The 19,275-nt window shown below is 41.6% G+C and carries 21 protein-coding genes; 2 read left to right on the top strand and 19 right to left on the bottom strand.

Translation table 11 applies throughout. The features are described from left to right. Positions 1-46: 46 nt before the first annotated feature. From MHH90_RS02225 to MHH90_RS02155, 15 genes are all read right to left on the bottom strand, one after another. Positions 47-1,093 carry a D-alanine--D-alanine ligase gene (locus MHH90_RS02225; RefSeq protein WP_011681512.1) on the bottom strand — a complete coding sequence of 349 codons (1,047 nt, stop codon included), beginning with the start codon at positions 1,091-1,093 and terminating at the stop codon, positions 47-49. Positions 1,094-1,253: 160 nt separating this feature from the next. After that, the gene (gene copZ / locus MHH90_RS02220; protein WP_004197587.1) at positions 1,254-1,457 is read right to left on the bottom strand and encodes a copper chaperone CopZ; all 204 of its coding nucleotides are present in this window, start codon (positions 1,455-1,457) and stop codon (positions 1,254-1,256) included. Positions 1,458-1,530: 73 nt separating this feature from the next. Continuing rightward, positions 1,531-3,759, bottom strand: a complete 2,229-nt coding sequence (locus MHH90_RS02215) for a heavy metal translocating P-type ATPase (protein ID WP_084829032.1) — start codon at positions 3,757-3,759, stop codon at positions 1,531-1,533. A gap of 3 nt (positions 3,760-3,762) precedes the next feature. Then, positions 3,763-4,194 carry a CopY/TcrY family copper transport repressor gene (locus MHH90_RS02210; RefSeq protein WP_014608622.1) on the bottom strand — a complete coding sequence of 144 codons (432 nt, stop codon included), beginning with the start codon at positions 4,192-4,194 and terminating at the stop codon, positions 3,763-3,765. A gap of 144 nt (positions 4,195-4,338) precedes the next feature. Next, on the bottom strand, positions 4,339-5,121 hold the full coding sequence (gene trpA / locus MHH90_RS02205; RefSeq protein WP_084829033.1) for a tryptophan synthase subunit alpha: 783 nt from the start codon (positions 5,119-5,121) through the stop codon (positions 4,339-4,341). A 3-nt stretch (positions 5,122-5,124) separates the two neighbouring features. Beyond that, positions 5,125-6,333 carry a tryptophan synthase subunit beta gene (trpB, locus tag MHH90_RS02200; protein WP_084829034.1) on the bottom strand — a complete coding sequence of 403 codons (1,209 nt, stop codon included), beginning with the start codon at positions 6,331-6,333 and terminating at the stop codon, positions 5,125-5,127. After that, positions 6,330-6,911, bottom strand: a complete 582-nt coding sequence (locus MHH90_RS02195; RefSeq protein WP_011681517.1) for a phosphoribosylanthranilate isomerase — start codon at positions 6,909-6,911, stop codon at positions 6,330-6,332. Before MHH90_RS02195 ends, trpB begins: the two co-directional genes overlap by 4 nt. Continuing rightward, complete coding sequence (gene trpC, locus MHH90_RS02190; protein ID WP_084829035.1) at positions 6,898-7,665, bottom strand: indole-3-glycerol phosphate synthase TrpC; 768 nt, start codon at positions 7,663-7,665, stop codon at positions 6,898-6,900. Before trpC ends, MHH90_RS02195 begins: the two co-directional genes overlap by 14 nt. After that, positions 7,662-8,666: an anthranilate phosphoribosyltransferase gene (gene trpD, locus MHH90_RS02185; RefSeq protein ID WP_011681519.1), complete on the bottom strand. Its 1,005-nt coding sequence runs from the start codon at positions 8,664-8,666 to the stop codon at positions 7,662-7,664. Before trpD ends, trpC begins: the two co-directional genes overlap by 4 nt. Before the next feature lie 90 nt (positions 8,667-8,756). Further along, on the bottom strand, positions 8,757-9,323 hold the full coding sequence (locus tag MHH90_RS02180) for an aminodeoxychorismate/anthranilate synthase component II (protein WP_011681520.1): 567 nt from the start codon (positions 9,321-9,323) through the stop codon (positions 8,757-8,759). After that, the gene (gene trpE / locus MHH90_RS02175; protein ID WP_084829036.1) at positions 9,320-10,675 is read right to left on the bottom strand and encodes an anthranilate synthase component I; all 1,356 of its coding nucleotides are present in this window, start codon (positions 10,673-10,675) and stop codon (positions 9,320-9,322) included. The genes MHH90_RS02180 and trpE overlap by 4 nt, the downstream gene beginning before the upstream one ends. A 76-nt stretch (positions 10,676-10,751) precedes the next feature. Beyond that, on the bottom strand, positions 10,752-11,033 hold the full coding sequence (locus tag MHH90_RS02170) for a chorismate mutase (RefSeq protein WP_011681522.1): 282 nt from the start codon (positions 11,031-11,033) through the stop codon (positions 10,752-10,754). Between the two features lie 594 nt (positions 11,034-11,627). Beyond that, positions 11,628-11,978, bottom strand: a complete 351-nt coding sequence (locus MHH90_RS02165) for a PBECR3 domain-containing polyvalent protein (protein ID WP_084829037.1) — start codon at positions 11,976-11,978, stop codon at positions 11,628-11,630. Between the two features lie 81 nt (positions 11,979-12,059). Next, positions 12,060-14,420 carry an HAD-IC family P-type ATPase gene (locus MHH90_RS02160; RefSeq protein ID WP_340725755.1) on the bottom strand — a complete coding sequence of 787 codons (2,361 nt, stop codon included), beginning with the start codon at positions 14,418-14,420 and terminating at the stop codon, positions 12,060-12,062. A 260-nt stretch (positions 14,421-14,680) separates the two neighbouring features. After that, entirely contained in the window at positions 14,681-15,076 is a 396-nt protein-coding gene (locus MHH90_RS02155) for a hypothetical protein (RefSeq protein WP_011681525.1), read from the bottom strand. A gap of 308 nt (positions 15,077-15,384) precedes the next feature. Between MHH90_RS02155 and MHH90_RS02150 the strand changes: the two genes are divergently transcribed. After that, positions 15,385-15,684 carry a YbaB/EbfC family nucleoid-associated protein gene (locus MHH90_RS02150; RefSeq protein WP_002884818.1) on the top strand — a complete coding sequence of 100 codons (300 nt, stop codon included), beginning with the start codon at positions 15,385-15,387 and terminating at the stop codon, positions 15,682-15,684. 265 nt (positions 15,685-15,949) lie between these two features. Here MHH90_RS02150 and MHH90_RS02145 read toward each other — a convergent pair whose 3' ends face one another. From MHH90_RS02145 to MHH90_RS02130, 4 genes are all read right to left on the bottom strand, one after another. After that, positions 15,950-16,132 (bottom strand): hypothetical protein, encoded by a 183-nt coding sequence (locus MHH90_RS02145; RefSeq protein ID WP_014608632.1) that lies wholly within the window; start codon positions 16,130-16,132, stop codon positions 15,950-15,952. A 105-nt stretch (positions 16,133-16,237) separates the two neighbouring features. Then, positions 16,238-16,966 carry a MerR family transcriptional regulator gene (locus MHH90_RS02140; protein WP_014608633.1) on the bottom strand — a complete coding sequence of 243 codons (729 nt, stop codon included), beginning with the start codon at positions 16,964-16,966 and terminating at the stop codon, positions 16,238-16,240. 174 nt (positions 16,967-17,140) lie between these two features. Next, complete coding sequence (locus tag MHH90_RS02135) at positions 17,141-17,731, bottom strand: 3'-5' exonuclease (protein ID WP_014608634.1); 591 nt, start codon at positions 17,729-17,731, stop codon at positions 17,141-17,143. A gap of 49 nt (positions 17,732-17,780) precedes the next feature. Continuing rightward, a complete protein-coding gene (locus MHH90_RS02130; protein WP_011681527.1) occupies positions 17,781-18,317 on the bottom strand; it encodes a DUF536 domain-containing protein in 537 nt (178 codons plus the stop codon). 504 nt (positions 18,318-18,821) lie between these two features. Between MHH90_RS02130 and MHH90_RS02125 the strand changes: the two genes are divergently transcribed. Then, positions 18,822-19,181, top strand: a complete 360-nt coding sequence (locus tag MHH90_RS02125; protein ID WP_011681528.1) for a metal-sulfur cluster assembly factor — start codon at positions 18,822-18,824, stop codon at positions 19,179-19,181. Positions 19,182-19,275 lie beyond the last annotated feature (94 nt).

Here is a 19,275-nt window from a genome sequence, read left to right as displayed (position 1 = left end):
CGAGATTTCTCCGAGACTAAGATGTCTTTCTTATAAATCATCGTTCTTAAATCAAATGGCTTTCACGTTTGTCGAACATTTCTTGTCCCAAAACTACCAATTCCTTGATAAGATCTGAGTAAGAGAGTCCCATATTTTCCCAAAGTAGTGGGTACATTGACCATTGAGTGAAACCTGGCATGGTGTTGAGCTCATTAAGGTAGATGGCTCCATCCTCTGTCAGGAAGAAATCACAGCGGGCAAGACCGCAACCCCCTAGAGCACGAAAGGCCTTGGCCGCATAGGCACGCATTTGCGTCATGACTTCGACAGGCACGCGAGCTGGAATATCCATGGTAATCTTATTGTCAATGTACTTGGCTTGGTAATCATAGAAAGCCACGTCTTTGACCACTTCACCCGGATCAGTCGTTTTGACAGTCGTATTTCCAAGGATACCAACTTCGATTTCACGAGCAACTACACCTTGCTCAATCAAGATACGGCTATCATATTTGAGAGCAAGATCAATCGCTGAACGAAGCTCTGATTCATTTTCAGCTTTAGAAATCCCAACAGATGACCCCATGTTGGCTGGTTTGACAAAAACTGGGAAGGTCAATTTTTCAAGTGTCTCTGCTACTGCTGCTTCCAAATCTTCACCCTCGATGTAGCCTGTGTAGGCAACCTGTGGCACTCCAGCAACTTCAAGAATACGCTTGGTCATAATCTTGTCCATAGCTACACTTGATGAAAGAACATTGGTCCCCACGTATGGCAACTTGAGGGTTTCAAGGAAACCTTGGATAGAACCATCCTCACCCATAGGACCATGAAGCACAGGGAAGACCACAGCATCTTCTTCGTAGATATCGCTTGGTTTAATAGCCTGACTAGCCTCAACAGTGTCATTAGTCATGAGCTTCTCATCATCACCTGGGGTTTCTATAAATTCTTGTGTTTTGATAAAATCACCAGACTGAGTGATAAAGTAGGTTTTAACCTCAAATGCGTTGTAATCTACCGCACGCATAACACTCTCAGCTGATAGTACAGACACTTCACGTTCTGCTGAACGTCCACCATAGAGAAGGATAAGGGTTTGTTTAGACATAGGTATACCGTTTTCTTTTCTTGATTTTCTAGTCTCAGTTTTAAAGAGAGAATAGTCTCCTTTTTGAGAACATAATTACCCTAATCATATCACAAAAGGAAGAGTTTTTCAAAAAGATTATGGACAAAAAAAACAGCCTAAGAGCTGTTTCATTCCTGTCTTAAATTTCGTCACCAAGCTCGAACTTAGTGCCTTTTAGGGCAAGTTTGAGAGACCATTTCCAAGGTTTCCCTTCGATAGTGACTTGTTTGTTTTCGAGGTCAACTTGGACCTTGTCTACACCTTTGACAGCGGAGAGTTTTTCAGTAACGGTGTTAACACATCCTTGGCATTTCATTCCTGTGATTTTATAAGTTTTTGTCATTTTTCTTTCTTCCTTTTCTTTAATTAGTTTTTAATACACACCTTAAGCGGCGGGAGTTGTAAGTAATCGACACTTAAATTTTGCAGCGCTTGAGACGCAGAGAATTAAAAACGACCGAAACAGAGCTAAAGCTCATGGCAAGTCCTGCTATCATTGGATCAAGAAGGGGACCTCCAAAGAGGTGGAGGACACCCATAGCCACTGGGATAGACAAAATATTGTAGATAAAGGCCCAAAAGAGGTTTTCTTTAATCGTTGTGATAGTCGCCTGACTAACTTTCAAAGCCTTGACCACATCCATGAGGTTGGGTTTCATAAGGACCATATCCGCACTTTCCATGGCAATTTCTGTCCCTGATCCCATGGCAATACCGATATCAGCAGTCGCAAGGGCTGGGGCATCATTGATACCATCACCAACCATGATGACTGATTTTCCTTCTACTTGGAGGTCGCTAATCACTCTAGATTTTTCTTGCGGAAGCACTTGACTGATGACACGTTTGATGCCAACCTTTTGAGCGATGGCTTGGGCTGTTTGGTCATTATCACCAGTCAACATGATGACTTCCTTGCCCATTTGATGAAGAGCCGCCACCATATCTGCACTATCTGCTTTAACCTGATCGGATACACCAAAGAGTCCGATTAAGTTGCCATCTTCAGCTAGGAATATAGGAGTTTCACCATCAGCTGTCAAGTTTTGGAAATCAGTTTGTGCTGAAGTCAAGTCGACTTTTTCCTCTGCCATAAGAGTTTGGTTCCCAGCTAGATAAGTCTTGCCTGCATAGCTGGCAGTAAGTCCTCGTCCAGTCAAACTTGAGAAATTGTCCATCTCTAACACGTCCAAGTTAGCATTTTCTGCTGCTAAAAGAATTGCTTGACCCAAGGGGTGTTCAGACTTGGCTTCCAATGATGCCAAAAGTTGTAAGGCTACTCCACTATTGCCATAGGTATAGCTAGAAACCAACTGAGGTTTCCCTTGAGTAATGGTTCCTGTCTTGTCAAAAACGAGGACGTCAGCCTTGTGAGCTAGCTCGAGCACATCCCCACGCTTGTAGAGAATACCGTGCTCAGCGCCAAGCCCTGTACCAACCATGATAGCTGTCGGTGTCGCAAGTCCCAATGCACATGGACAAGCAATGACCAAGACACTAACTGCTACAGTCATGGCAAAAGTAAAGGTTTGTCCCATGATAAAGTACCAAAAGAGGCCAGATACAAAGGCGATAGCCATGACAACAGGAACAAAGACTGCTGACACCTGATCGGCTATCTTGGCAATAGGTGCCTTGGTTTGTTGGGCATCTTCAACCAATTTAATGATTTGGGAAAGCAAGGTGTCCTTACCAATCTTTTCAGCCTCATAAATTAAGCTACCTTGACCATTAATAGAACCTGCAAACACTGGTTTACCAACAGATTTTTCAATAGGGAGGGACTCACCTGTTAGCATGCTCTCATCAATCGCAGAGCTACCTGAAATCACCTGACCATCCACGGCTATCTTTTCCCCAGGTTTGACCACAATATGGTCACCAAGAACAACCTTATCCACAGGAAGCTTGACTTCCTTACCGTCCCGAAGAACGGTTGCCTCCTTGGCTGACAAGTGCATGAGTTTCTTGATAGCATCTGAAGTCCGACCTTTAGAGAGGGTTTCAAAATACTTACCTAGAGTAATCAGGGTCAAGATAACAGCTACCGACTCATAATAAAGTTGGTGGGCGTGATGGACATGCCCCAAAGAAATGTGATAAGTACCAAAGAGACTATAAAGAAAGGCCGCTGAAGTTGCCAAGGCTACCAAAGCGTCCATGTTAGGATGACCCTTGGCCAAAGTACGAAAACCATTACTATAGAAGGAACGACCCAACCACATAACGGGCACTGTCAAAATCAAAAGCACCAAGGCATAGGTCAAGGCTGCATGGTGAGGAGACAAGAAGTTTGGCACAGGCAAACCGACCATTGGCCCCATAGCTAGATAAAAGAGAGGAATGGTGAAGACAGATGACCAAATGAGGCGCTCACGCACCTTGTGGATTTTGTCTTCTTCACGTTCTTCCTGACTTTTAGCTGTATCTGGATTGTAGACTTGGGCTTCATAACCAGCGTCAGCCACAGCTTTTTCAATAGCTTCTGGACTAACCTTGTTCCCAGAGTAATCCACAGACATTTTTTCCGTGGTCAGATTAACAACAGCCTTGTCCACACCATCCAAATTATTCACAGCATTTTCAACATTGGCCACACAGGACGCACAAGTCATCCCATTAACCACAAAAGTTTCTTTTGACATTTTCTAATTCACCTCCATATGATGCCCACAAGCGCATTGGCCAGGCACACAGTCACAAACCACCTGATCCACAGGTGCTTTTGCTAAAAGCAAGGCCTGCAACTTATCCACATCAGCTTGCGTCATTGGTGTCTTTGCGATGAGTTGACCCAATAAATCGCTATGTTTGGTCAAACAAATCTTGTCAAAAACAGCCTCTAAAGCCTGAAAATTCGCCTCATCTTCACCTAGGCTAGCTTGATAGATAAACCCGCGTCCTTGACGCTGACTGGTTAGGTAACCCTTATCCGCCAAACGTCCAATCAAGGTCTTAACTGTCGAAGCCGACCAGTCTAGCTTCTTAGCTAGAATCTCTATAATCTCTGAAGAAGTCGCTTGCCCCTTAGCCCAGAGCACTCGCATGACTTCCCATTCTGCAGATGAAATTGCCAACATAATAGTTCCTTTCTGAATGCTTTTATTTGTTTACATTTGTAGATTTATTTTAACACTATTATAGAAAGGTGTCAAGAATTTTATCTACATTTGTAGATTTATTTTTGATGAAAAATACTCCCCATTTCTGGAGAGCATCATCTGCTATTTTTCAAAATGTGAGCCGAATGTAACAAATTCAGCGACTTCTTCTTCCTTACCGTCGTGCAGGTCACGGACAATTTTTGATCCCACGATAACACCGTCTGACACAGCATTAAAGCGTTTAATGTCTTCCTCTGTTGACACACCAAAACCTGTGAGAACTGGAATGTCTGCATAGGCAGTCAAATTAGATAAGTGTTTATCAAGGTCATCACGGTAATTAACAGTCTTACCAGTAGCACCATTGATGGCAACGGCGTAGATAAAGCCTTCTGCACCATCAATCAACTGTTTCTGACGATCAATGCCTGTAGTCAAGCTGATCAAAGGCACGAGAGCAATGTCACTGTCTCTCAAATAAGGAGTGATAAAGTCAGCATGTTCATTTGGCAAATCAGGAATGATGAGCCCCTTGACAGAAGTCTCTGCTAAATCTTTGACAAAGGCTTCAATACAATACTGATAAACTGGGTTGATGTAGGTCATGATAACCAAAGGCACCTGTGTCTTTTTTTCTTGAAGCTTCTTGATGATAGCTGTCAAAGTCACGTCTTTAGCCAAACTACGTTGTCCTGCTAGTTCAATAATGGTACCATCAGCCACTGGGTCAGACCATGGAATACCCACCTCGATAGCTGAAACACCGCTATTTTCTAAGAGAGTAATAGTCTCAAAGAGGCCGTCCAGACCTTTAGCGTGGTCACCAGCCATGATATAGGGTACGAAAATACCGCGTTTACTGTCTTTGATAGCTTGTAGGTGTTTTGTTAGTGTTTTTGTCATGGTTTATTTCCCTTCTGCTTCAGCTTCAAAACGTTCTTTAACCTGCATAACGTCCTTGTCCCCACGACCTGAGAGGCAGACGATGAGGCTTTGATCTGGCGACATCTTAGCTGCCACTTTTTGTGCAAGCGCAATGGCATGGCTAGACTCAAGAGCTGGGATAATACCTTCCAAACGTGACAGCAGTTTGAACCCTTCTAGCGCTTCTTCATCTGTGATAGAGTCGTAAGTCGCACGTCCTATTTCGTTGAAATAACAGTGCTCAGGACCAACCCCTGGGTAGTCCAGACCAGCTGAGATAGAGAAAGCTTCCATTATTTGACCATGAGCATCTTGGAGGACATCCATAAGGGCTCCATGAAGGATACCTGGGCGACCTTTGGCAAAGGTTGCGGCGTGTTTTTCAGTATCAAGTCCCAAACCAGAAGCCTCAGCACCATACATAGCTACTAATTTATCATTGACAAATGGGTAGAACATGCCGATAGCATTTGAACCACCACCGATACAAGCCATTACAGCATCAGGCAGTTTCCCGCCAGAAATCTCTGCATATTGGCGTTTGGCTTCACGACCGATAACAGATTGGAAATCACGAACAATTTCTGGGAATGGTGCTGGACCAAGGGCAGATCCCATGATGTAATGAGTATCCTCGATACCTGCAACCCAAGCACGAAGAGCAGCATTTACAGCGTCCTTAAGCACGCGTGAGCCATCGGTAACACTGAAAACTTTGGCACCAAGCAACTCCATACGGAAAACGTTAAGCGCCTGACGTTTCACATCTTCCTCACCCATATAGATGGTACAGTCCATGTCGAAAAGAGCAGCGGCTGTCGCTGTTGCGACACCGTGTTGACCTGCACCAGTTTCGGCGATGATTTTCTTCTTACCCATACGTTTAGCAAGCAAGACTTGACCGAGGGCATTGTTAATCTTGTGGGCCCCAGTGTGGTTAAGGTCTTCACGTTTAAGGTAAATTTGCGCTCCACCGATATGATCTGTCAAACGTTTGGTGTAGTAAAGAGGTGTTTCACGGCCCACATAGTTTTTAAGGAGGTCATCCAATTCCGCTTGGAAACTTGAATCTTCTTTGGCTTCACGATAGGCCTTATCCAATTCAATAACGGCTGTCATCAGCGTTTCGGGAACGAACTGACCGCCGAATTTTCCGTAAAATCCTTTTGCATCAGGTTGTTGATATGTCATGCTTTCACTCTTTCTATAAATGCTTTAATCTTCTTTAAATCCTTGTAACCATCTGTCTCTACACCTGAGGACACATCCAAGGCATAGGGATGGAAGGTTTCCTTGGCCTCTGCCACATTATCCACAGCCAAACCACCAGCGATAAAGTAGTCCTGTTCAATCTGCTTGTCAGCCAAGAGTTGCCAGTCAAAGGTCTGACCACTGCCGGCAATAGGAGCATCAAAAAGAAGATAACCCGCCTGGCTCTTGACTTGAGAATCACCATCCGAAATCTGAATTGCTCGAATAACTGGTACTGATATCTTTGGAATCAGATCTTCATCAAAAGTTCCATGAATCTGAACGATATCTAAGGGAACCTGACTAATCGCTTCTTCCAGTTCCTTAAGGATTGGTGAAACAAAGACACCAACGATTTTTGTCTGGCCTGTCACCCCTTTAGCCAACTCGTGAGCTTGTTCAAGACTCACTTGACGCTTGCTTTTGGCGAACACAAAACCAATATAGTCAGCACCTGCTTTAACTGCAGTGGCTACTGCTTCTGGTGTCGACAGTCCACAAATTTTAACCTTTGTCAATTTGCAACTCCTTGACCTTTTTAGCTACATTGTCAGCCGTCATAAGGGCAGTTCCTACCAGAATCCCATTAAAATATGGGGCAACTAGGTCAGCATCCTGACCTGTAAAAATAGCCGACTCAGAAATATAAACAGGTTTATCCTTGAAATGCGTCGATAACTCAAGACTGGTATTGATATCTGTCTCAAATGTCACCAAATTACGGTTGTTTACTCCGATAATTTCAGCACCAATACGGTGAGCCACTTCCAATTCTGGCAGATTATGCGTTTCAACCAAGACTTCCAAGCCAAGGCTAGTCGCAAAATCATAGAGCTCCTTGAGACGAGCTTCTGGCAAGGCCGCTACAATCAAGAGAATGACTGTCGCACCCGCATTACGGCTACGCACAATCTGTTTCTCATCAATAATGAAGTCCTTAGCCAAGGTTGGAATCGCTACCTGTGTCGAAATTTCTTTCAAATAGGAAATATCACCTTTGAAGAAGACTTCGTCAGTCAAAACTGAAATCATGGCTGCCCCATTTTCCTCATAGGTCTTGGCCTGAGCTACAATATCCACATCTAGGTTAATATCACCCATACTTGGACTGGCTTTCTTCACTTCAGAAATAATTTGCAACTTGTTTTGATTTGACTTGAGAAAATCATAAAGGCGATAGGTCTGACGCAAGGGCTGTAAGTCTTCCATGACCAACTGGGCCACTTCTTTTTCTTTTTGTTCTAGGATTGTTGGAAGAAAAGCTTTACTCATACTTGTACCTCTTGGAGTTTGCGAAGTTTCTCTAGGGCTGATCCGTCCGCAATTAATTGACGAGCAAGCTCAACACCTTCTTTAATGGTCCCAGCCTTACCATTGGCAAAGAAACCAAGACCTACATTAAGCACTGTTGTTTCAAGATAAGGACTAGCTTCATTTCTCAAGACACTAAGGAGAATCTCTGCATTTTCCTTGGCATCACCACCTGTGATATCAGACAACTCAACCTTTTCCATACCCAGATCTTCATAAGTAAAGGTGTGCTGGCTGATGTGACCATCTTCCAAAAGGGTGTAGGTGTTAGTACCATAGAGAGCAGCTTCGTCCATATTGTCAGGACCTGTGATAATAACCGCACGTTTTCTTCCCAACTGTTGAATAGCATTAGCAACAATCTCTTGCAGCTCCACACGATAGAGCCCCATGAGTTGCGTCTCAAGGTCAAGCGGATTAGCCAGTGGCCCAACCAAGTTCATAATCGTTGGAATCCCAAGAGCTTGGCGAGCTGGACCGATAAAACGCATGGCTGGGTGCATGGTTTGTGCAAAGATAAAGGCCAAACCAACCTCGTCAAGTGCTTTAGATAGGATTTCTGGTGATGCCGCAACGTTGATTCCAAGGACTTCAAGGACATCTGCCGAACCAGATTTAGAGGAAATCGAACGGTTACCAGCCTTAGCCATACGAATACCACCTGCTGCTAGGACAAAGCAAGCCGTTGTTGAAATGTTAAAGCTATAAGATTGGTCTCCACCAGTACCACAGTTACACATAGCATCTGTGAAGGTCTCAGGCAAGACCGTCGCATGTGATTTGAGGGCACGCACGATACCTGTGATTTCATCTGATGTTTCTCCCTTAATTTTAAGCCCCATAAGGAAGGAAGCGATTTGGCTTTCTGAGACTTCATTTTTGAGAATGCGGTCAAAGACTGCTTGGACTTGGTCTTGAGACAAGTCTTGTCGGTTTGAGATTTGTAGAAATATTTCTTTCATATCTGTTTTCCTTCTAAAGACGGTTCAATATTTTCCGATGCACGAGGAGATGTTTTGAGCCTAGATTTATCTAGTCAAAAGACTAACCAACTAGCCTGCAACAATTTTCACAAAATTTTCAACCATCTTGAGACCATCTGGACTTCCGATGCTCTCTGGGTGATATTGCAAACCATAAATTGGTAGCTCCTTATGTTGAATGGCCATGATTTCTTGATCATCAGTTGTGATGGCTGTCACATCAAAGCCCTCTGGCATTTGGTCAACAACGATGGAATGGTAACGCATGATTGGGACATCATTGTCAATATCCTTGAAAATTGGCGATGGCGTTTCAAAAGTAATATTGCTTTGTTTGCCATGCATGACATTCTTAGCCAAGCCAAGTTTACCACCAAAAGTTTCCGCAATAGCCTGGTGCCCCAAGCAAATTCCCATCATCGGTTTTTTACCAGCGAAATCCTTAATCAAGGCTTCCATTTTACCCGCATCAGCTGGCCAACCTGGACCCGGTGAAAAGACTAGCCCGTAAGCTTTTTCCGCCTCTTCATAGAGCTTCTCATCATCGTTACGTAAGACTTTCACCTCTGTAAATGTCCCTAGGTATTGTGCCAAATTATAGGTAAAAGAATCGTAGTTATCAACTAGTAAAATCATTGGACATCTCCTATTCTTGTCATAGCTTTCGCCTTATTAATCGTTTCATAAAATTCATTTTCAGGAACACTGTCATAGACAACACCTGCACCTGCCTGAACATAGGCTTTTTGATTTTTGAGAATCATAGTACGGATAGCAATGGCAAAGTCCATATCTCCTGTCGCAGACAGATAACCAATAGCTCCCGCATAAATACCACGTTTTTCCTGCTCAAGCTCATAGATACGACGCATAGCACGAATCTTAGGTGCTCCTGACACGGTTCCAGCTGGTAGAGTTGATTTTAGAGCATCAAGGGACGTCAACTCCGGTAAGAGTTGCCCCTTAACCACACTAGTAAGGTGCATCACATAGCGGAAATACTCAACCGCCATATACTTGGTCACCTTGACCGTACCATTTTTGGCAATCTTACCAATATCATTACGTCCCAAGTCAACCAACATACGGTGTTCCGCAGTTTCTTTAACATCATGTGAGAGTTCATCCGCCAAGGCAGCATCTTCAGCCTCATTGGCGCCACGAGGGCGAGTTCCAGCAATCGGATTGGTGAACACCTCTCCATTTTTCACTGAAACAAGGCTCTCTGGGCTGGCACCAATCACCTGATAATCTCCAAAATCATAGAAATAAAGGTAGTTTGATGGGTTGGTCACGCGCAAGTTACGGTAGTAATCCAAAGGATCTCCCTCAAAGTCCGCTGAAAAGCGTTGACTAAGCACACATTGGAACATATCTCCCTCACGAATGAGTTTCTTAGCCTTAGCCACCATATCCATGAAGACCTCTTTTTCGATATGATTCGAAAATTGCAAAGCTTGCAAGGCCTGAGGTGTAAACTCGTTTGGCGCCTGAGTCTGTAGGATCGTTACCACCTGACCAAGAGCTTGACGCACCGCATCGTTGTCACGGTCAGAGTAGATGTTGTCCTCAACCACATAAACCTTTTCCTTTTTGTGATCAAAAATCAAATAAGACTCATAGATGAAGAAATGCATATCAGGTGTCCCAATCGTATCTTCAGGAATCTCCCCGATATTTTCATAGAGACCAATCATATCATAACCTACAAATCCGATAGCACCACCTGCGAAAGGTAGGTCAGACTTGATGCCCTTGACTGTTACTTGGTCCAAGTATTCGAAAGGATCCTGATCAATCGCCTTACCATTTTCATAAAGAACACCATCCTTGAAGGTTACTTCAAAGACCGGATTGTAGGCAATAATAGAAAAACGTGCATTTTCCTTCTCACGAGGAATAGATTCAAGGATAACCTTGTGTTCCCCTTGAACACGCATATAAGCCAAGATTGGTGTTAAGGTATCGGCTGGTAAAATTTTTCTCATAGTATTTCCTTTCAAACTGGTTTATCGAGAGTAATAAGACTGATACAAGACTCCTTTATAGGATGTGTCGGCACCATTAGTGTTCTTTATTCACTTTCTCTTCCAAAGCAATAAAGGCTTGAATCATGCTTCGCCAAACACTTTCAGCCACATCTGGCGATAAGCCAAGCTCTAGTGCCTCCTTGCGACGGTTAGCTATGACTTGAGCAACACGATCATTCGCCCGGACTGCGGACTTATCTCCTTTTGGCTTCAGCCGCCCTGCCTTTTCCACAAGTATTTGACGTTGGGCCAGGAGTCGAATTAACTGACTATCAATATTATCAATATCACTTCGAATATCGTTTAATGCATCCATAATACCCAACCTTTCATTGAATAATGAAATAATACTCCTTTAAGGTAAATAGACCTTTAAAGATAAAAGTAAGCAAAAAACCTCACAGAGAAAAACTCTGTGAGGGCATTAAATCTAGTTTAACACGGTACCACCTCAGTTAATGGTCTCCAAAAAAACGACCATCATCTCTATCTCCTCTAACAAGGAGTTGCACGGTAAGGGGTGCCAACCGAGAAGAATATGTGTTACCTTCTCATTATCATCCAATCAGCCCAATGTTCACTCATCTCGATTACCTACTCACAATCACCGCAGGCTCCCTGAAAATCTAAGACCAGTTACTTTCTGATTTACTAACTATTGTACTCCTTTTTAAAAAGATGTCAAGAATTTTCTGTTAATTTTGACAATTCTTCTCCTATAGGTTTAGTCTATACCTAATCCAGATAGTGAGATAGTCTTGCCCCTAAGCTACACAAAATAAAAAAGCCCCCGAAAGGGACTTCTTGGGCTGATAAACAACGGCAGGGTGACAGTCCTGCATCTCTTTCAGTCCCGAAGGTGCGGCGGCTACCTCTTCCGCTCTCGTTGTTATTCCTTACCCATGTTATATCACATTTTCTTCGCTCTACCAGCATTTAGATAGTTTTTCAGCTTAGAATCTTTAATCACAAACATGGTACGGACATTAAGTTTATCACATAATGTAACCGCTACTAAAACATTACCATCAATACGTTTGATGTATTCCAAGGACTGGCCATCAGGATGGCGACCGATATAGTCCGGATGAGCAATAATCTCTGGAATACGTTCATAGATGGCATCAAAATCACTAAATTCCTGGCGATGTTTTTCCATATGCTTCTTACGTTGTGCAGACTGCGTGATGTCTTCACCAGGCTTGTAGTCTAAATTAAAAGCTTTAATGACTTTTGGCGTCAAGTGCCCTACTATTTTCATGCCTTTATTGTACCATACCTAATGCCCATCAAGGATTTTCCTATTATTTAGCTATCAAAAAACTAAAGTCTGTTAGCAAGCTTAAGTTTTGCTTTGTGCTTTTTGGAAAGCACCTTGTTTATAGCTAATCCAGAAGAAAAGCGGTGTACAGATAGCCATTGCGACCAGATAGATTGGTAATGTGTAGCTATTAAGTGTTGAGATTGCAATCACATCTCGAAGATAGTAGGAACTGATTAAGAAGCCAAAGACTGAGTAGATAATCAAGGCCACACGCCCCTTATTCAAGGGGATACAAGCACGAATAACGGCAAGAACACCCATTGATCCCATCATATAATAAGAAAGCGTCAGCATGTCTGTACTACTCATACCAAGATAGACCTGAGACAGATGGAAAATAAGAACACTGATAACCAGCATCAAGGCATTAGGAATAGCCAACTGAAGCGAACGTCTGAGGAAATGTTTCTCAACAGGACGAATATTACGTTCGAAGGTCAAAACAAATGGTGGAAGACCCTCGATAAACTGACCTGCCAAGGTCATCTGAACCTGAATGAATGGAAAGACCAAGAGGTACTCCGACTTTCCAAAAACAATACTGCCAATACAGATAAGCCCCAAAAGGAAGGAATAAACAGTTTTAATGAGGAAAATAGGTGCAATGTGGGCAATATTATTAACCACACGGCGTCCCTCAAATAGAATTTCAGGAATGTCCTTAAACTCAGAATCCATTAGCACCAAGTTAGCAATCTGGCGTGTAGCCGGATCTCCCTCTGCCATAACAATCGAACAATCTGCCTCACGCAGTGCCAAGATATCATTGACACCGTCACCAGTCATAGCCGTGGTATGCCCATTGGCATTAAGGGTTTGGATTAATAACTTTTTCTGATGCGGAGATACACGACCAAAAATCGCAGTATCCTCAGCCAAAGCCTCCAATTCCTCATCGCTGATCTTAGAACAGTCAATATAGCTTTGATAATCGGCAAAACCAGCTTGATGAGCAATATGAGAAACCGTCACTGGATTGTCACCAGAAATAATCTTAAGTGTCACATCTTCTGAACGCAGGTATTCCAGAGTTTCTGCAGCATCCTCACGAATAGGATCGGCAATTTCAAGCAAGGTCAAAGCCTCGATATCATTCGGCAAAATCATGTTCTCTGTGGCAATACCTGACTGACTCCAAGCCAAAATCAAAACACGAGACCCTCGCGCCTGAGCCTTATCGACTGCTTTAGGATTCTTCTTAAGAAGCATCTCAGGTGCTCCCAAAAAGAGAGTTCCAAGCCCATTGATGCTCACAGCACCCCATTTACGATTGCTTGAAAATGGAATAACATCACCTACCTGATAATGATGTTCCAGACCCTCATAAGCATTTCGAATAGCCTGAGCTGTTGCGTTTTTATCCTTACTATGTTGCATATAAGCCGCAAGCAAACGCTCCAACTCCTCTTTCGTAAAACGCTCTGACAGTAGCTCTAGACCTTTAACTGTCATCTTTCCTTGTGTAATCGTCCCTGTCTTATCTAAACAAAGCACATCTACACGGGCCAAGGTTTCAACAGAGTACATCTCTTGCACAAGGATGTGTTTCATCCCAAGCTTAATGACAGCCGTCAAAAGTGATGTAATAGTCAAAAGGGTAATTCCCTTAGGCAACATTCCCAGAAGGGCTGTTGAACTGGTAACGACCGACTCTTGAAGAGAAAGCTGCTTAATCATGTAAGCCTCGAAAAAGAGTGCAAGCCCAAATGGTATAACAATCTTTCCCGTAAACTTAGCAATCTTGTCCATGTTATAAAGGATACAGGACACGATTGGCTTATGAGTCTTGGCCTCTAACATAAGCTTGTTGGCGTAATTGTCCTCGGCTACGTTAATGACCTTAGCATAGACCTGACCACTCACAAGATAAGAACCTGAGAGCAACTCCTTCCCATCTTTCTTTAGAATCTGATCACTCTCACCAGTCAGCATAGCCTCGTTAAGCTCAGCCATTCCATCAACAACCACTGCATCACTGGGAACCTGCTCACCCGCAGACAAGAGCATGATATCATCTAAGACAATATCCTTAGGATCGATGGAAACAAGCTGTCCATCACGCACCACACGAATCTGATCCTGATTCATGAGATTGAGCTTATCAACCATGCGACGGGCACGCAACTCCGTCATCATCCCTGTAAAGGCATTAAGCACAATAATCCCGAAGAAAAATAGATTAGACCAAGCCTGAACAGCAATCAAGGCCACAAAGATTGCAAAATTAAGCATATTAAAGGAGTTAAAGACATTACGCCTAAAAATATCCCAATTGCTGGAGCCAGCTTTTGCTTTAAAATAATTTGTTTTACCGTCATCTATCCGCTGCTTGACCTCCACCTGAGTCAAGCCTTGTAACTGTTTTTTCACAAATTTCATAGTAGCATAAAAATGAGGTATTTTCAAAGGTTAGCCGTCATGAATACCAAGGAAATAAACCTATTACCCCTCATGCTTTTTTCACTCTGCCATCCAGGCCAATAAACCCAACAAAAATATTCTGTAGGATTATATTCTCTAATTAAACCTACTTCGGTAAAGTAGATTAAACAACCATTGAAGATTGATAAAAGGTTTTGTATGAACCTTCATGATTGAGGAAAAAATCTTCCTTAATCTCTCGTTTAATTTGTGATTCATTAACTTGATTTTTTTGCTTCTTCTGAAAAATAACTGACGTCCTCAAATCTAAACGTACTATTAAAACCAACAGTCATATTATCCTTATCATATAAAAAGTTTCCTAAGGATTTTGTTAGAAAAGATTTACTTTTAGTATTTATAATATCGTTTGTTCCATCATCATATATAATATTGTCGATTTTAGGAGTATAAATCCACCCCACATTCTTTACCAACATAACTAAATACGTTTCTGTCCCCTCATTATGAGGGATATGCTGAGCATAATAAACAGAGTTAAATTTTAAATTACAATAAGTATAGAGACTCATACACAAGACTATAAGCAGTCCGACATCCCTAAAATATTTCTTTTTTGCATTGTCATCTTCTCTCTCCTTTTCTATCTCCAATTACATGTTGACTAGGTTAACAATTAAGCATTGTACACTATTCATAACAAGTCTTAAAACTCAAGGATTTGTGGCTTCTGTAATTGCTTCTACAGCTTTTTAACAAAGCCTCGTGATACCATCGTTGTAAACAAACTTAACTCTCTTATAATTACGGATTCTCTTTGACCCTCTCTCACTTTGTCATTCAAACTAAACATGGTATAATAGTTGAGGTATCGACTATCTCTTCTATTAGGAAAAATAAGGCATCAAAAAGTAACAAGAAGGGGCTAAACCCTTGATATGAAAGGAATCTAGAAATTATTATGATGAACATGCAAAACATGATGAAGCAAGCACAAAAGCTTCAGAAACAAATGGAAAAAAGTCAAGCTGAATTGGCTGCTACAACTTTCACTGGAAAATCAGCCCAAGACTTGGTCGTTGCTGAATTAACTGGTGACAAAAAAGTGGTTAACATCACTTTTGCTGATGCTGTTGTGGATCCTGATGATGTGGAAACACTTCAAGATATGACTGTTCAAGCCCTTAACGATGCTCTTGGACAAATCGACGAAGCTACTAAAAAATCAATGGGTGCCTTTGCAGGCAAATTGCCATTCTAAACAATAAAAAGGAATCTCACGATTCCTTTTTCTATATACTCATTTAGCAACTCAGCCATAATATACAACAAGAGAGACACTGCACCCCAATAATGGGACAAGAGAAAAACTCTAATGCGACCAGTTTTCTTATACTCTTCAACTAGCTTGATAAAACTTACTTTGTCGATTCTCTTACCAAGCTCTGATACTTTTTTAGTAAATCTACCTGCAAACGTAACTGTTCAACTTCAGATAACTGCTTCATCCCTTTACCATAAGTATATTAGTTCCCCACGGGTTGGTGGAAACGGTATAATTCATCATTCTGATACCATCGCCACCAGGTCTTCACCTGACTAGCATTTTTGACACCGAGGGCATCCATGATAACTTTATTTGACTTATCTACTTTCTTCATTTCGATACAGGCTAGCTTAGTTTCTACTGAATATGCTTTTTTGACCATAACAAAACACTCCTGTTTCTAGTTTACCAGAATTCAACAAGAGTGTTTTCTTGTGTCTCATTTTATGGGTGCAGTGCCAGTCCAAGCGTTTTTATGTTCGAAAACTCATTTTGTTTGACTTTTAGCCAACTCCAGACAGTAGGCCTTCATATGACAATGAGGGCAAGTCAGTTTACGAGTCCTTGGTGTATGACTTGCAAGAGCAAACTCTTTAAAACTAGGATCAAAGATCTTATGACAGTTAGGACAGAGGTATTCAAACTGCTTTCTATAATGAAGTACCAATAGGTTCACTACTATAACAAAAGCAGGGCAGACGATAAACAAACCTCTAGGATCCTTAAAATAATAACTAACAATCAGTAGACTTACCAGATAAAGAAGGGAGATTAGAACGATACTCCCATAAATTCTCCACTGCAAATGATGCCATGATTTTTGATTTTCCATAAGACGTGAAATGTCTGATAAATCATCCAGCGAAAGTTGATTTCGTTTAGCAGTTATTTTTTGCAAGTGACGGGCACGTTTTAGTTTGACCTCTATCTCCTTCGAAGACTTTTCCAAGCTCTCGATCTGATCTGTCAACAAAAGCTCTAAAACCTGTTCCCTATTTTCCTCTTGCGAGATGTTTTTGATTTGATTAATTGAGAAATCCAAATCTCTTAAGAAACAAATGACTTTCAGGCGTTCCAAGTCTGATTCGTGGTAAATTCTCCGACCACCCTCTGTGACTTTAGATGGCGTCAAAATACCTCGTTGATCATAGTACTGAACAGTCCTGACAGACACTTCTGCTGCTTTAGCCAACTCTCCTGTTGAAAACGTCGACATCTCAGTCACCACCTTTTAAGATTTTCTATCAAAAGAGGACATTTGCCACCCTTGATACCTAGATTCTACCTTATAACGTAAGGGAATATGCAAGACATAACCCTAGAGGGATTTTCTTTTCTTAAAGAAAAAGTTAGTCATCACTCTTTACAGCTTTACAGCTCCTGTAAAGCTTTAGTCGAAGAGGCCACCTAAATCTAGGGCAGAAAAAGGATTGTTACTGACTTCTTCCTGTTGCTCCAAAAGCTCGGCATTCTCATCTAATTCGAGAAACTTCTCGTAAATTTGAGCGGTCATCCGAGCATCCTCCAAACTGTTATGACCATGTCCCTTAATTCCAAAGAAATCTGCCACACTAGTCAACTTAAGGTTAACAATACCATTCAAATCAGAAGCACGACGGTCAAAAGCCTCGTCAAAAACATCTAAAGCATATTGCTCCTCCAAGTTTAAACCATTTTCAGCTAGAATAGGCAAATCTGATTTAAGTGCATTATAACCGATAAGTGGTGTATTACCAATAAATGCCTTAAACTCTGCCAAAACCGACTCTAACTTTGGAGCCTTGGCAATCTTATCTGCTGTAATCCCTGTTAAACCATTGATAAAGGACTGCAAAGGAACATTCGAATAGACAAAAGAATCAAACTGGTCCACTTCCTTGTGCTGTCCCATTTTAACCGCCGACACTTGGATGATATGGCTAACGCCATCCACCGTATTAAACTCCAAATCAAAGGCAATATATGTTTCTAAATTTTCCATCTTAATCTCCTACAATAGTTAAAGCTGAGACCGAGTCTCAGCTTCTTTTTTATTTTCCAAATAGACGTCCAAAGAAACTTTTTTTAGCAGTTTCTTCTTGTTTAATCTGGATTTTTTCCACTTGAGCCTTGGCTTCGTCAATCTCTACCTTAGCTTCATCAAGCTCCAATTTAAGCTCTTCTTTGTCCTTCATAGCAGTCAAGGTCAATTGCTGCTGCTGATCAATTTGCTTGTCTTTTTCAGCAATTTGCACGTCTTTGACACGCAATTGATTGTCCATGTTTGACAACTGCTCATCCTTGGCCTTCAACTGAGCATAGAGACGAGCAATCTCAGAGTTTTTCTCATCTACAAGAATCTCTAACAACTCACGTTGTTTTGTTTCTTCATCAATTGGCTCATCTTCAAATATAGTTTTCTTGTAGATTTCCTCCAACTTAATCAAGCCACTACGCTTAACGACAGTAACTCCTTTAGCATTTTTTTCAGTATCTTCTTCTGGAAGTTGTTTGACACGATTATTGACTGCTTGACGACTAACGCCAAGGACTTCAGCAATCTCGCTGACGGTCATTTCAATACTCATAATAGCCTCATTTCCTCTTGAAATTTCTTACTATGAGAATATCATAATCACACCTGTCTGTCAATTTGACAAGTCATTCAGGACATTTGAAGAATTACTTACGAGTCTATTTTTCCTTTCATTTTTCAAACAGTTTAGATAGGAAGGCAGGCTTTTGATAAACTATTTTTGGGTATAAATATGTTATAGAAGGAAAATCTTTGGCTTAACTGATTGGTACTTCCATAGTAAGTGTAGTTGCTACCGAATCTGCCTATTCAGGAATGGTGGAACAATTCTGCATGGTTTGGGATTTTCATTCTTACTCCAATTATTGACAGTGTTCACGTAACTCTCGTTACAAAACTACTTATTATAGAGGCACATTAGCTTCAACGGTCTTACTGTTGGAGTTTTTTTGTTGCCAATCCAAAGCCCACTATAGCCTCATATTACCAAACCGGATTGAAAAAAGCCCTAAATTATGCCATAATAAACAAAATCAAAATAGAAAGAACGAGTCCTATGAAAAACTTCCGTAATGATATCAAAATCAATGATTTGGCCCAGCCCTTCTTAGAGCAAATTATTGAACAAATGACTACTGTATTCGACCCTGAAATTGAGCTAGATATCTACAATCTTGGTTTGATTTATGAAATCAACATTGATGAAAATGGTCACTGCTACTTCCTTATGACCTTTACCGATACTGGCTGTGGCTGTGAAGAGACTATGCCATATGAAATCGCTGAAAAACTAAAAGCAATTGATGGCATTAATTCTGTCAAAGTAGAAACCACTTACTCACCAGTCTGGAAGATGACCCGTATTAGTCGTTATGGCCGTATTGCCCTAGGTATCTCACCTCGGGGCGGAAAATAAAACCAAAACCGATTGGACATTTCCAATCGGTTTTTTATTAAGAAGACAGTGTATAGACATTACTAACTCACACAATACCCTAAAACTTAGAATC

This window comes from Streptococcus sp. FSL E2-3488, assembly GCF_038003585.1.
Classification (GTDB): domain Bacteria; phylum Bacillota; class Bacilli; order Lactobacillales; family Streptococcaceae; genus Streptococcus; species Streptococcus thermophilus.
The sequence above is the reverse complement of the archived record's forward strand: the minus strand, read 5'-3'. Positions and strand labels throughout refer to the sequence as shown.